This is a genomic window from uncultured Sunxiuqinia sp., assembly GCF_947495665.1.
Classification (GTDB): Bacteria; Bacteroidota; Bacteroidia; order Bacteroidales; family Prolixibacteraceae; genus Sunxiuqinia; species Sunxiuqinia rutila.
The window spans coordinates 25,041-38,520 of sequence record NZ_CANLZV010000003.1 but is presented as its reverse complement, the minus strand read 5'-3'; the positions used below and the strand labels follow the sequence as shown (position 1 = coordinate 38,520).

At 42.7% G+C, this 13,480-nt stretch carries 14 protein-coding genes and 1 tRNA gene; 6 read left to right on the top strand and 9 right to left on the bottom strand.

Features of this window, described 5'->3' with window-relative positions; genetic code table 11:
* The first annotated feature begins 173 nt into the window (after positions 1–173).
* The 3 genes from Q1A18_RS05325 to Q1A18_RS05315 all read left to right on the top strand — a co-directional run bounded on the left by Q1A18_RS05325 (position 174) and on the right by Q1A18_RS05315 (position 3,800).
* Entirely contained in the window at positions 174–1,619 is a 1,446-nt protein-coding gene (locus Q1A18_RS05325) for a Do family serine endopeptidase (RefSeq protein WP_299577891.1), read from the top strand.
* A gap of 116 nt (positions 1,620–1,735) precedes the next feature.
* On the top strand, positions 1,736–2,596 hold the full coding sequence (locus Q1A18_RS05320) for an RNA polymerase sigma factor RpoD/SigA (RefSeq protein ID WP_159519064.1): 861 nt from the start codon (positions 1,736–1,738) through the stop codon (positions 2,594–2,596).
* 97 nt (positions 2,597–2,693) lie between these two features.
* The gene (locus Q1A18_RS05315; protein WP_299577890.1) at positions 2,694–3,800 is read left to right on the top strand and encodes an MBL fold metallo-hydrolase; all 1,107 of its coding nucleotides are present in this window, start codon (positions 2,694–2,696) and stop codon (positions 3,798–3,800) included.
* A 114-nt stretch (positions 3,801–3,914) separates the two neighbouring features.
* Here Q1A18_RS05315 and Q1A18_RS05310 read toward each other — a convergent pair.
* Positions 3,915–3,988: transfer RNA gene (locus tag Q1A18_RS05310), tRNA-Arg, on the bottom strand.
* An 89-nt stretch (positions 3,989–4,077) separates the two neighbouring features.
* Positions 4,078–5,112, bottom strand: a complete 1,035-nt coding sequence (gene asnA / locus Q1A18_RS05305) for an aspartate--ammonia ligase (RefSeq protein ID WP_299577889.1) — start codon at positions 5,110–5,112, stop codon at positions 4,078–4,080.
* Between the two features lie 203 nt (positions 5,113–5,315).
* On the opposite strand from asnA, the gene Q1A18_RS05300 reads away from it, so the two are divergent.
* The gene (locus tag Q1A18_RS05300) at positions 5,316–6,488 is read left to right on the top strand and encodes an MFS transporter (RefSeq protein ID WP_299577888.1); all 1,173 of its coding nucleotides are present in this window, start codon (positions 5,316–5,318) and stop codon (positions 6,486–6,488) included.
* Between the two features lies 1 nt (position 6,489).
* On the opposite strand, the gene Q1A18_RS05295 is transcribed toward Q1A18_RS05300, so the two are convergent.
* Complete coding sequence (locus tag Q1A18_RS05295) at positions 6,490–7,269, bottom strand: MBL fold metallo-hydrolase (RefSeq protein WP_299577887.1); 780 nt, start codon at positions 7,267–7,269, stop codon at positions 6,490–6,492.
* A gap of 79 nt (positions 7,270–7,348) precedes the next feature.
* On the opposite strand from Q1A18_RS05295, the gene Q1A18_RS05290 reads away from it, so the two are divergent.
* Positions 7,349–8,050: an SAM-dependent methyltransferase gene (locus tag Q1A18_RS05290; RefSeq protein WP_299577886.1), complete on the top strand. Its 702-nt coding sequence runs from the start codon at positions 7,349–7,351 to the stop codon at positions 8,048–8,050.
* 104 nt (positions 8,051–8,154) lie between these two features.
* Here Q1A18_RS05290 and Q1A18_RS05285 read toward each other — a convergent pair whose 3' ends face one another.
* From Q1A18_RS05285 to Q1A18_RS05270, 4 genes are read right to left on the bottom strand one after another with little or no spacing between them, the layout of a single operon-like run.
* Positions 8,155–9,216 carry a septation protein IspZ gene (locus tag Q1A18_RS05285; protein ID WP_299577885.1) on the bottom strand — a complete coding sequence of 354 codons (1,062 nt, stop codon included), beginning with the start codon at positions 9,214–9,216 and terminating at the stop codon, positions 8,155–8,157.
* Positions 9,217–9,253: 37 nt separating this feature from the next.
* The gene (locus Q1A18_RS05280) at positions 9,254–9,760 is read right to left on the bottom strand and encodes an FKBP-type peptidyl-prolyl cis-trans isomerase (RefSeq protein WP_299577884.1); all 507 of its coding nucleotides are present in this window, start codon (positions 9,758–9,760) and stop codon (positions 9,254–9,256) included.
* A gap of 17 nt (positions 9,761–9,777) precedes the next feature.
* On the bottom strand, positions 9,778–10,281 hold the full coding sequence (locus tag Q1A18_RS05275; RefSeq protein ID WP_299577883.1) for an FKBP-type peptidyl-prolyl cis-trans isomerase: 504 nt from the start codon (positions 10,279–10,281) through the stop codon (positions 9,778–9,780).
* An 8-nt stretch (positions 10,282–10,289) separates the two neighbouring features.
* On the bottom strand, positions 10,290–11,372 hold the full coding sequence (locus Q1A18_RS05270) for a bifunctional oligoribonuclease/PAP phosphatase NrnA (RefSeq protein ID WP_299577882.1): 1,083 nt from the start codon (positions 11,370–11,372) through the stop codon (positions 10,290–10,292).
* Between the two features lie 73 nt (positions 11,373–11,445).
* Here Q1A18_RS05270 and ndk point away from each other — a divergent pair, with 73 nt between their 5' ends.
* Positions 11,446–11,871, top strand: a complete 426-nt coding sequence (gene ndk / locus Q1A18_RS05265; protein ID WP_299577881.1) for a nucleoside-diphosphate kinase — start codon at positions 11,446–11,448, stop codon at positions 11,869–11,871.
* Here ndk and Q1A18_RS05260 read toward each other — a convergent pair.
* The gene (locus Q1A18_RS05260; protein WP_299577880.1) at positions 11,868–12,158 is read right to left on the bottom strand and encodes a DUF721 domain-containing protein; all 291 of its coding nucleotides are present in this window, start codon (positions 12,156–12,158) and stop codon (positions 11,868–11,870) included. The two genes, ndk and Q1A18_RS05260, sit on opposite strands and share 4 nt — an antisense overlap.
* A complete protein-coding gene (locus Q1A18_RS05255) occupies positions 12,155–13,264 on the bottom strand; it encodes a DNA replication/repair protein RecF (RefSeq protein ID WP_299577879.1) in 1,110 nt (369 codons plus the stop codon). Before Q1A18_RS05255 ends, Q1A18_RS05260 begins: the two co-directional genes overlap by 4 nt.
* Positions 13,265–13,480 lie beyond the last annotated feature (216 nt).

The following is a 13,480-nucleotide window of genomic DNA, read 5'->3' as shown; positions in this document are numbered from 1 at the left end:
AAATTTGTACGAGATTCAGCAAACACTCCTATGAATCAAGCCCTTTAAACCACCCAAAGCTGTTAAAACATGTTAAACAATTCAAATGAAACAAAAACAGAAAAACACTGGCACTCTTTATGTGTTAAATTAGCACGTTTAGAAAGAGCTATTAATCTTAAAATAAACACAACATGAAAGATTATAAAAGAATTGGATTAACCTTCGTGGTTGCACTTTTTAGTGCTTTTATTGCCGTTTGGGCATACAATACTTTCTTTGCAAAACCTCAAATTGTAACTGTTCCACAGGAACAATCCATACGATATGCCAGCTTACCTTCGGCGCCGCAAGGAGAGGCACCAGATCTGACCTATGCCGCTGAAAGTTCAGTGCATGCTGTTGTTCACGTAAAAGTAAGCTCAACACAACAAGCCAGACAATTCCATAGTAACCCGTTTTATGAGTGGTTCTATGGCGACCGCTATCAGCAACAGCAACCTCAAATCAGGCAAGGAGCCGGATCTGGAGTGATCCTAAGCAGCGATGGCTACATTGTAACCAACAACCACGTGATTGATGATGCCGACGACATACAGGTAGTACTGAACGACAACCGACAGTTCGAAGCTCAATTGATTGGTGCTGATCCAACAACCGACATTGCGGTTCTTAAAATAGATGAGAAAAACCTGCCTTTCCTGAAGTTCGGAAATTCAGACGCCTTAAAACTTGGCGAATGGGTATTGGCTGTTGGAAACCCATTTGAATTAACCTCCACAGTAACAGCAGGAATTGTTAGTGCCAAAAGCCGAAACATTGGCATTAATCGCGCCGATATGGGAATTGAATCATTCATTCAGACCGATGCTGCTGTTAACCCCGGGAACAGTGGTGGAGCATTGGTGAATATGAATGGTGAGCTGGTGGGAATCAACACGGCCATTGCCTCCAGAACCGGTTCGTACACAGGATATTCTTTTGCAGTACCCGCTTCGATTGTAGCCAAAGTTGTGGATGACCTCAAGCAATACGGGCAGGTTCAACGGGCTTTACTTGGGGTTAACATAGGCGATGTAACGGCTGAAGTTGCCGAAGAATATAAGCTGGATAAAATCGAAGGCGTCTTTATTGGAAAAGTCAATGAAAACAGTGCTGCCGAAGAAGCAGGAATTGAAAATGAAGATGTGATTATCAGTGTCGATGGTGTGAAAGTCAATTCAACTGCTCAACTGCAGGAACAAATTAGCAAACACCGTCCAGGCGATGTTGTAAAAATTTTGATAAAAAGAGACAACAAACCGAAACAATTTGAAGTGACCCTCCGTAACATGCACGGAGATACAGAAATCATCAAAGCTAGTGACAATATTTTTCTTGGTGCTAAATTTGATGAGTTGTCAGACAAGGAGAAATACCAACTACGCTTAAGCCATGGAATAAAAATCACCAACTTGGATAAAGGCAAACTGAAAGACGCTGGTCTGAAGGAAGGTTTTATCATCACGGACGTGAACAAGGAGGCGGTCAATGCGGTTAATGATTTTAAACGCATTGTCAGTCAGGCTAAAGGCGGAGTATTAATTGAAGGTTTATATTCAAACGGAGAACCAGCCTACTTTGTGTTTGGCATGAATTAATCATCCATAATTCACATAGAATTAACAAACCAAAAGGCTTTAACCAAAGCTGGGCATTCATTTGAATTATTGACCTTAAAAGTCTATATTTGCACGATTTTTTTTTAGAAGGGTATATGAGACAATTAAAGATTACAAAATCGATTACCAACCGTGAGAGTGCTTCACTTGACAAGTATTTGCAAGAAATTGGCAAGGAGGATCTGATTACAGTTGAAGAGGAAGTTGAGTTGGCGCAGCGGATTAAAAAAGGCGATCAGCATGCGCTGGAAAAACTGACTCGCGCAAACTTACGTTTCGTAGTTTCAGTAGCGAAGCAGTACCAAAACCAAGGCTTAAGCCTTCCCGACTTAATTAACGAGGGAAACCTGGGACTGATTAAAGCCGCTGAAAAGTTTGACGAAACCCGTGGGTTTAAGTTCATTTCCTATGCTGTTTGGTGGATCCGTCAATCTATCCTTCAGGCTTTGGCTGAACAGTCGCGTATTGTTCGATTACCGCTTAACCAGGTAGGTTCGTTGAATAAAATCAACAAAGCTTTTTCAAAATTCGAACAAGAGAACGAACGTAAACCATCTCCTGAGGAACTCGCAGACTCGCTGGAATTGCCACCTGAGAAGGTTGCAGACACCTTGAGAGTTTCCGGTCGCCACATTTCTGTTGACGCTCCTTTTGTTGAAGGAGAAGACAACAGCTTGCTCGATGTGTTGGTCAACAACGATTCCCCAAATGCAGACCGTAGTCTGATGATGGAATCGCTTGCCCGTGAAATTGAACGCGCTCTTGCTACCCTTACAGAACGTGAAAGTGACATCATTAGGATGTTCTTTGGAATTGGCTGCCAGGAAATGACCCTGGAAGAAATTGGAGAAAGATTTGGGCTAACCCGCGAAAGGGTTCGTCAGATAAAAGAAAAAGCAATCCGTCGATTGCGTCATACATCCAGAAGCAAATTGCTGAAAACATATCTTGGATAAAAGATTCTTTTAAACCGCCCCACGAGGCGGTTTTTTTTTCGCCCTAAAAACTCTTTAGCCCCCAACTTGTTTCATAGGCATCATGAAAAAAATCATTATGATCCTTCTTCTCACGACCCTTTTTCTAATTGTTATTGCCTTTCTGGTTATTCGCCTTTATCCTTCTTTTGGAGCGGCACCTAAGGAAGAGCGCTTGTCCCGAATTCAGCAATCACCCAACTACAGCAATGGTCAATTCCAGAATCCGGTGAAAACCAAAATGCAAATTGACGATGTTCCCTTTTTCAAACTAATAAAAGAATTTCTTTCGAACAATGAAAACCGGATCCCCCAAAGTCCCATTGCGGTTCTGCCTATTGAAAAGTCAAGCTTTCATCAGGATCCTTCTGAAGTGAGTATATGCTGGTTGGGGCATTCTACGCTCCTAATTAAAATAGATGGCAAACTTATTCTGACCGATCCGGTATTTAGCCAACGTGTATCTCCGTTTTCATTTCTAGGCACCAAAGCTTTTGCTTATTCAGAAAATTATTCACTTGAAGACCTTCCGGAAGTTGACTTAGTCTTAATCTCTCATGACCACTACGATCATCTGGACTATCAAACCATAAAAAAATTAAGCAATAAGAAAGTCCCTTTTCTTACTGCCTTGGGAGTAGGTGCCCACCTCGAACGCTGGGGCATTGCTCCCGAACGAATAACAGAATTGGATTGGGGAGAAACATTTTGGCTAACCAACCAAGTCAGCCTGACAGCAACACCTGCCCGTCATTTTTCCGGAAGAGGGCTCACCAACCGCTTTTCGACCTTATGGGCCTCCTGGGTCATTTCAGGATCAAGCAAACGCCTCTTCTTTGGAGCAGACTCCGGCTATTTTCCGGGATTCAAAACCCTGGGGGGAAAATACGGTCCTTTTGACATTGCCATGCTGGAATGCGGGCAGTACAGTCCATACTGGCCTTTCATTCACATGTCACCTGAAGAAACCCTACAGGCTGCAGCCGACTTAAAAGCACAGGCTGTGTTACCCATTCACTGGGCAAAATACAAGCTCAGCATTCATCCCTGGACTGAGCCTGTTGAACGGCTACTGGCGGCCAGCAACCAGCAGCAAACCACCATCGCCACCCCTTCAATCGGAGAAATTTTCACATTAGATGATACACTCCCTCAAAAAAGATGGTGGGCAAAAGAAATCAACTGAGAAAAGAAGGAACAGCCGATTTCGGAATATTTGCTTTTCCATTCCCTCAAGATTTTTTAGAACACAAAAAAGCCTTGCTATCTTACCGATAACAAGGCTTTCTTTTTTCGCTAGTACCCCGGACGGGATTCGAACCCATGACCTACTGCTTAGAAGGCAGTTGCTCTATCCAACTGAGCTACCGAGGCATCCTTTTTGCGGTTGCAAAGATATAAAAATATCAAGAACAGCAATCGCTTAAATAATATATTTTTCCCTTTGATTTAAAACAACCGGATTAAATCAAATGAATATTGTGTTCCCGGCATTGCTTATGCATTTCGTCAGGCCAAATACTCGACTGAATTTCACCAATATGAGCTTTCCGAAGGAAATACATGCAGAGACGTGACTGCCCAATTCCTCCTCCGATACACAAAGGAAATTCATCATTCAATAAACGGTTATGCCACAATAATTCTTTGCGTTCTTCCGTATTGGTAAGTTTCAATTGGTGTAAAAGTGTTTCTTTATCCACCCGAATTCCCATGGATGATATTTCCACTGAACTTTGCAAAACCGGGTTCCAGATCAAAATATCACCATTCAGTCCCCGGTAACCATTAACTGTTTCTGTGGTCCAGTCATCATAATCGGGAGCACGGCCATCGTGGATTTGCCCACTCGGCATTTCTCCGCCAATTCCAATAATGAATACAGCGCCATGATCCTTGGTAATTTCATTTTCCCGCTCCTTTGAGCTCAGGTCCGGGTATTTTGCTTCCAGCTCTTCGGCATGAATGAAGGTAATCTCTTCGGGTAAAATGGGTGTAATCTGTGGGTAATGCTCGTAGACATAGAATTCTGTCCGAAGCAAAACTGAATAAATCTTACGAACAATTTTCTTCAGGAAATCCAGGTTGCGTTCTTCATCAGCAATTACGCGCTCCCAATCCCATTGATCAACATAAAGCGAATGGATATTGGACAATTCTTCGTCCGGACGAATCGCATTCATATCGGTATACAATCCGTATCCGGGAGCAAACTCCTGATCTGCCAGTGTCATGCGCTTCCATTTGGCCAGCGAATGCACCACTTCAGCCCTCTTGTCATCCAACTCTTTTACAGGAAAAGTAACCGGGCGCTCAATCCCATTAAGATCATCGTTAATTCCGGTTCCTTGCATCACAAAAAGAGGTGCCGTCACCCGGCTCAACTTCAACTCTGAGGACAAATCGCGCTGGAAAAAATCCTTGATCTGCTTGATCGCTCTTTCCGTTTGTTTTAAGTCAAGATGCGACTTATAATTTTCTGGGAAGTATAGTTTCATAATATATTCAATATCACTGCCCTGACGACAGCTAAGTAGCTTATTAATAAATTCCAGCCAGCAAAAGTAGCAAGAATCTTTCAATTTGACTTGAAATTCGTCATAAAAACATCAAAGAGAAAGCCAATCAAGCAAAATTCACCATTATGATTTTCATTTCTAGCAAATATTCAGATTCATAAAAGTTACTATTTTTGCTGCCCATGAGCTCAAATATTGTCAAGCTTTATCTCATTAAGTTTTCCAAGTGGTTTAACCTGGTTATGCCCGTCATCGTCCTTTTCTACCAGGATAATGGATTGAGCATGCAGGAAATTTTTTGGTTGAAATCCATTTATTCCATTGCAATTGTTGTCATGGAAATTCCGTCGGGCTACCTGGCCGATGTATGGGGACGAAAGAGCACGCTGCTACTCGGCGCAATTCTCGGGGCCACCGGATTTGCCATGTACAGCTTTTCCTTTGGTTTTTGGGCTTTTGCCGCCGCTGAAATTGTTCTGGGACTTGGTCACAGCTTTGTTTCAGGTGCCGACTCGGCCTTGCTTTATGACACCCTCAAGGCTCAGGAGCGTGAAAAAGAATACATCAAGCAGGAAGGCTGGATCACGTCATCGGGCAACTTTGCGGAAGCCATTGCCGGTGTTACCGGCGGCTTGCTCGCTACCCTCAGCTTACGAATGCCTTTTTACGTTCAGTTTGCGGTGGCTTCCATAGCCATTCCAGCTGCCTTTTTGCTAAACGAACCCCAAATACACACCGAGAAGGCAAGCAAAACCTTTAAATCCATTCTAAAAACCATTCGGCAAACCTTTTTACACCGCGAGTTGCGTTCTGCCATTCTGGTTTCCTCTTTTACCGGCACCGCCTCGCTCACCTTTGCCTGGTTTGTGCAGCCATATTTTAAGGTAGCCGGACTGCCGTTGTCACTGTACGGTATTTTATGGACTTTGCTGAACCTCTCCGTTGGGGTTTCTTCCATGCTTAGCTACAAAGTTGAAAGTCGTCTGGGACAGCGAAATTCGCTTTTACTCATCATCTTTGGACTAACCATTGGGTATCTGCTCGCAGCCTGGAAAATCAGCCTGGCCGGCATTGCAATTCTTTTCGCATTTTACCTTTTCCGTGGAATTGCCCATCCCATTCTGAAAGATTACATCAATCGCTACACGCAGTCCGAAGTGCGGGCCACCATTTTATCGCTGCGAAACTTTGTGATCCGGATCAACTTTGCCGTCATTGGGCCTTTGCTGGGGTATCTTACCGACCGGTTTAATCTGGGGACTGCCTTGCTGACTGCCGGTTTAAGCTACGTTGTTGTTGCCCTGGTTGCTGCCCTCCCACTCCTTTCAAGCAAAGCGAAAAAAGAAACTGAATAGGTCAAAGCTCCAATTTCAGTCCGTCATAGGCCAGCGAAACATGCCCGGGCAACTGCTGCTGCACATCTTCATGCTTCCCCATCAGGTGCGAAACATGCGTAAGGTAAGCACGCTTAGGCTTTACCCGGTCAATAAGTTCAAGGGCTTCTTCGAGGTTGAAATGAGAAATGTGTTTTTCAAATCGCAAGGCATTCACAATCAAAACATCAAGTCCCAACAGTTTCTGCTGTTCTTCGGGCTCCACCCGGTTTACATCGGTCAGGTAGGCCATTGCCCCCAGGCGAAAACCAAAAACCGGTAATTTGTGGTGAAAGCCCCGAACCGGAATCACCTCGATACCATTTAAACTGAAAGGCTTATTTTCAACCAAATGAAGATTCATTTGCGGAATTCCGGGATATTTATTTTCCTCAAACACATAATCAAAAACCCGCTTAATTGAATTCTGAACCCGTTTTTCGGCATAAATATCAGTGGGGTGTTTTTGTACCCAATTGAACGCGCGGATATCATCGAGTCCAAAAATATGATCGGTGTGCTCATGCGTCAGAAAGATGGCATCGAGTTTTCGCAGCCCAATTCGCAACATCTGCTGGCGGAAATCAGGTCCAGCATCAATCACAATCTTGTGTCCGTTTGCCTCCACAAAAAGTGCCGAGCGCAGCCGGGTATCTTTAGGATCAGCAGAGCGACAAACATCGCAATCGCAAGCCACCACCGGAACTCCTTGCGAAGTACCGGTCCCCAGAAATTCAACTTTTAATTTAATATCTGATTTCATGTATGCAGGCAAAACTACAAAAAATAGATTTTTTTATGCCGACCGTGTAAATTAATTAATTTTGAAAAAAATTTGACACATGACCCATTTGTACCTGATTCCGATTACCCTCGGCGAAAGCGAACTCAATACTGTTATTCCGGAAAACCACCGGGAGATTATCCGATCAATTTCTCATTTTATCGTCGAAAATGTCCGCACTGCCCGACGTTTTCTAAAAAAAGTGGATAAAGAGATTGATATTGATTCGTTGCATTTTTACGAGCTGAATAAACACACCAACAAAAACCAGCTCCATGATTACCTCGCCCCCATTAAGGACAAACAACCAATTGGAATTATGTCGGAAGCAGGATGCCCGGGCGTAGCCGATCCCGGTGCTGATGTGGTTCGAATAGCTCACGAGCAAAATATCCGGGTGATACCTCTGGTTGGACCTTCCTCCATTTTGCTGGCCATGATGGCCTCTGGAATGAATGGACAAAACTTTGCCTTTAACGGCTACCTTCCTATTCAAAAAGGCGAAAAAGCCCGGCAAATCAAGCTGCTGGAAAACCGGATTTATTCCGAAAACCAAAGCCAGTTGTTTATTGAAGCACCTTATCGCAACCTCCAGCTGCTGGATGACTTGCTGCAAAATTGCAAGCCTCAAACCAAGTTGTGTATTGCCTGCGACCTGACCCTGGAAACAGAGTTTATAAAAACCCGCTCAATTGGTGATTGGAAGAAACACAAACCAGACATTCAAAAACGTCCAGCCATTTTTGTCTTAGGAAAATAGAATTTGAAGGGATATCAGAGGCCTGTTTTGTCCGGAGGTCAGCACCGATCGCTGGACAAAACCGGAAGTCAGAAAATAGGCACTAAAATCAGAAAGCCCGCTTCTTAACCGAAAAGAAACTTAAATTCGTGCTCAAAATTGGGCGTAAAAATACCTTGTCCGAGGCTGCGTGCAATCTGCTTTTTGGTCCAGAACTTGCCTTCTTCTACCTCTTCCGAATGCAAACGAATACCTTGATAATCGTGGGTAACAAATACGTAAACCAGTTCGCACTCCAGCTCACTTTCCCAAACATATTGTTTGACAAGGCTGGCTGAAAATTCCTTTAGGCCAATTTCTTCCCAGGCTTCACGCTGCAAGGCAACCTGCAATTCTTCTCCAAAAGCAATGTGCCCTCCAACAGCAGTATCCCATTTACCAGGCTGAACCAGCTTGTTCATCGGGCGTTTTTGAAGAAAGATTGCTCCTTTGGGATTGAAAACATGCAAGTGTACCACCGGATGAAGCAGTTTTTGACCGCTATGACAAACCGATCGCGGCGCTTTGCCAACCACCTGTCCCTGCTCGTTGACCAAAGGAAGCTGCTCCTCTTCAGTCAGCACCTGTCGGGCTTTCTTTTGTTTGAAGTATTCAAACAGGAAAAGCACCCCAAACAGGATATAAAACAAGCCTCCGCTGATAAATGCCCAAGCTTCATTGGAAAGGAAAAAGGCCGCGTAAAAAACCAGCAACGTGTGACCGGCAAAAATGTAAAACATGCGCTTTAAGCTGGTTCGCATGCTTCGTGTTTGCTCCTCGCTCAAGCTCACATCCTTCAGATAACGCTTACTCATCAGCTCAACAATGTTGACTTTAGAAAAAGCCGATAAAGCCAGGATGATGCAGAGAATTAATTCGATCAGAGCAGGCTTTAGCTTGAAGAACAGATCGTTTTCCAGCAAAATGGAAACGCCACCTAAAGCCAGCAAAAGCAGCATATCAAACAACACAAACCGATCGAAACGCTTCTCCCGAATCCCAATCCACAGTAATTCGGCCACACCAATGACAAGTGCAGCAATCAAGCCGGCTTTGGTTCCCCATAGCTCGTCCACCGCGATAAAAACAAACAATGGAACAAAACCGGGGAGCAGCTTTTTGAGTAATTGTGTTCGCTGATTATTCATCTATAAAAAACAAAACCCGCAAAAGCGGGCTAATTTGTTATTCGGATTGTGTATCTGAGAGCTTGTAGTGTTTATAAACTTCAACATCAAAAATCAGGGTTGAAAAGCGAGGAAGCCCGCTGGAACTGGAAGAAGCTCCATAAGCCAGGTTTGATGGAATGATAAAAGTGGCCTTGCCTCCCTGTGTCATGTAAGTTAAGCCTTCGCTCATTCCCACAATCACATCCGAACTACCTACAATAAATTCAAAAGGTTCATACGTGCCTGTGCGATCAAATTCAGTACTATCAATCAACATTCCAGTGTAAAAGATTTTAACCTTATCGCCCAGCTTAATGGTATCTCCGGTTCCTTTTACACGCTCAATGTAGTACATGCCCGATGCCGTGGGCTCTTCTTCAATATTATTAGCTTCAAGAAATGCATCCAGTTTTTCAAGTTCTTCGGCGCGCAATTTTTCCAGGTCAATCCCGTCATCCTTGCAGGACGCAATGGTCATCATCAATCCGCCTATCAAAACTGCAAATAAAAATATCTTTTTCATGTCGTATCCTAACTGTTTTATTGGTATATCTTTTTCAACTCAATGCTAAATGAAAGCGTTGTATAAGGAGGAATTGATCCAGAACCACCTGCTCCATACGCCAGGTTCGAAGGAATAATAAACAATCCTTTAGTACCTTCGTTCATCAGCATCAGCGCATCTTCAAACCCATCAATTAAATTACCTGGTTCATATCTGAATTTCCATGTCTCGTCTTCGTAATGATAAGTCGATGAATCAAATATCTGGCCATTATCGGATCTAAAGCCGGTGTATTTAATTCCAATTGAATCACCTGATTGGATATAAAGTCCCTCGCCCTGCTCCTCTATCACATAAAAAATTCCGGATGACGTTGTATCGATATCGTAACCACGATTAACCAACGTGTCCAGATACACTTCCAACAATTCGGCTTCGCGAGTCGGCGTATAATTAACAGTATCCTGCACGGGGTCATCAAAACAGGAGTACATGGCAACCAGCATGACCGCCATCAATAAAAATTTAATCCCTTTCATTTGTTTCATCATTTTGATTTTGTTTTTTCCAATTTTTCCTGATAAACGGGTAATAAGCGCCGATATTTATCAAGTGTTTCTTCTAATGATGCAAAAACCTCTCCTCCGGCTGCGTTGCGATGCCCTCCGCCATTAAAATTTTCGGAAGCAAACTCATTCACAGCGAATTCGCCTTTGGAACGAAAAGAAGCTTTCACCATTCCATCTTTCTCTGAAAATAACGTGCTAAAGTGAATCCCTTTTATCGACAGCGGATAATTGACAAACCCTTCACTATCACCGGGCACAAAGTTAAATTTTTTCTGCGTTTCTTTAGACAAATACATCACAGCCGCGTGATATTCCGGAAAAACCTCCATACACTCGTTCAAACAATAACCTAACAGACGCATCCGATCGGCCGAGTAGTTATCAAAAACCTGTGCATGAATGTAATCCTGATCAATGCCGAATTTCAAAAGCTCTCCTACAGTTTGAAACGTTTGCGGATCAGAAACATTGTAGTCGAATGACCCGGTATCGGTCATAATGCCACAAAACAAAGCCGAAGCAGCTTCCCGATCCAGGTATTGCTCCAGCCCGGAAGCTTTCAGCACATGGTACACCAGCTCAGCCGTTGAAGAACATTCGGGATGCGAGATTAACACATCGGCAAAGTCCTCGGGGTACGGATGATGGTCAATCAACACACAACTTTTGCCATAATTTTCCACCAAGGGCTTCAGTTCCCCAGTGCGCGACAGATGATTGAAATCGAGACAAATCAACAAGCTCGATTCATCCAACAATTGCTGAACCTTTTTCGGTTTTTTTGAAAAAAGGGTCACTTGCTCATGCCCTTCAATCCAGTTATAAAAGGAGGGATAATCATTAGCAGAAATCACCTCTACCTGCAACCCGCTGTTCTTTAAAACGCGCGACAGGCCTAAGGCAGAGCCTACTGCATCTCCATCAGGATTAATATGTGGTAGAATAACAACTTTTTGATTGGGGTTATCAATCAATTCACCAAACAACTTAATTATTTCTTTATCAAGCTCTTTCAAGACATCACTTTTTTTGATTCGGATACAAATATAAAAATAATGCATCCGCTATTTAATTTTAGTTAATTAATTTTCTAAATTAGTTCGCTATATCAAACCTTATATTAAACTAAACAAAATGACTGGAAAAAGAACCCTTACGATCATTAAACCGGGTGCCGTAGAAAGGAACCTTATTGGACCAATTATTACAAAAATTAACGATGCAGGTTTTGTCATTAAAGCGCTAAAGTATACCAAACTGAAAAAGGAACAAGCACGAGCATTTTATGCTGTACACAAAGACAAACCATTTTACAACGATTTGGTGAAATTCATGAGCTCAGCTCCCATTGTTGTAGCCATCATTGAAAAAGAAAATGCAGTTGAAGATTTTCGCAAACTGATTGGAGCCACAGATCCACTGGAAGCAGAAGAAGGAACCATTCGTAAAATTTTTGCTGAATCAAAAACCCACAATGCAATTCACGGTTCAGACAGTGATGAAAACGCAATTAAAGAAAGTGACTTTTTCTTCTCTCGGATAGAGCGTTTTTCTTTTTAGCGAAACACAATTTCATGGACAATAGTACTGCCCGCGTGTTCATTCAGGCGGGCTTTTAATTGCTCCTTCATCATCACCAATTCACTTCTCAGGGCCGGAGAGCTGGTTTTTACAAACAAAGTGCCATTGCTCATCTTCAGAGACTCGGTATAGCGGGCAATTGTTCGCCCCACCACTTGTTCCCACGAAGAAATCAGCTCAACTTCAGTCAGCTTTTTATTCAATTTATTTTGTTCGATATAATCCCGAAGGACTTCGCTTAATTTTTGGGTATTGCTTCTTCTCATTTTATTGCTTCATTTACCGTTCCATCGGCCACCTGAAAAATTTTAAAGTTGGCTTCCACCTCCGCAATCATCTGGTCCAAGTGTTCGCGGTTGGTGTCCGTCATAAAAATCTGACCAAAATGGTCATCGGCCACTAATTTAACAATTTGGCCAACCCGGTTTTTGTCCAACTTATCAAAAATATCATCCAATAGCAAAATTGGAGTCATACCGGCCAGCTCTTTTATAAAATCGAATTGAGCTAGTTTTAAAGCCACCAGGTAGGTTTTCTTTTGTCCTTGAGAGCCAATTTTTTTAATCGGATAGTCCCCCAGCTTAAACAGAATATCATCTTTATGAATTCCGACAGAGGTATACTGCAACATCCGATCTTTACCAACTGAATCCTTGATTTGCTGAGCCAAATCACCCTCATACAAACTCGACTCGTGAACCATTTCAATACGCTCTTTCCCCGATGAAATCAGCTCATAGTAACGCTGAAAGACCGGTTGAAGTTGCTGAAGATACTCCACCCGCTTGGTATGGATCAGTTCGCCATAATGAACCAACTGGTCGCTCCAAACCTCCAGACTTTCGGCATTAAAAAAGCCACTGCCCGCAAATTGCTTCAGCAATTTATTGCGCTGCAGCAAGGCCCGGTTATACCGAATCAAGTTATCCAGGTAAACCTGGTCATATTGTGAAATCAACGAATCTAAAAACCGACGACGCTCTTCGCTGCCTCCCATAATCAGGTTAATATCTGTGGGGCTAATAATGATTAAAGGCAGCAAGCCAATGTGCTCCGAAAGCTTTTTGTATTCTTTTTTATTGCGTTTGAAGTGCTTCTTTTGTCCGCGCTTTAGTCCGCAGTAAATATTCTCCTCGTGATCCAACCGGAGATATTTTCCCTGTACGACGAAAAAATCCTGATCATGCCGAATATTCATGCCATCAATCGCATTCGAAAAACTCTTGCAAAACGACAAATAATAAATGGCATCCATCAAGTTTGTTTTCCCGGCGCCATTGTTGCCAATAAAACAATTCAAGTTTGACGAAAAACTCAAATCAGCTTCTTCAAAGTTTTTAAAGTTAACCAGCGATAAATTCTGAATGTGCATGCGTGAAATTCTAATTGAAAAACAAAACTAAGAAAATTAAGAATGACGGTAGAGTCAAATCCCCTCCGATTGCCTAATTTATTTCTTTCCAGCGAAAAGAATCTGAATAAATACCGGTATTAGCCGGGAAAACAGCTAATAACACCACTATGTTGATTAATATTAAATTTTATAAACCTTTCCTGCCTTTTATTTTATAAAAAAACATATTTTTGC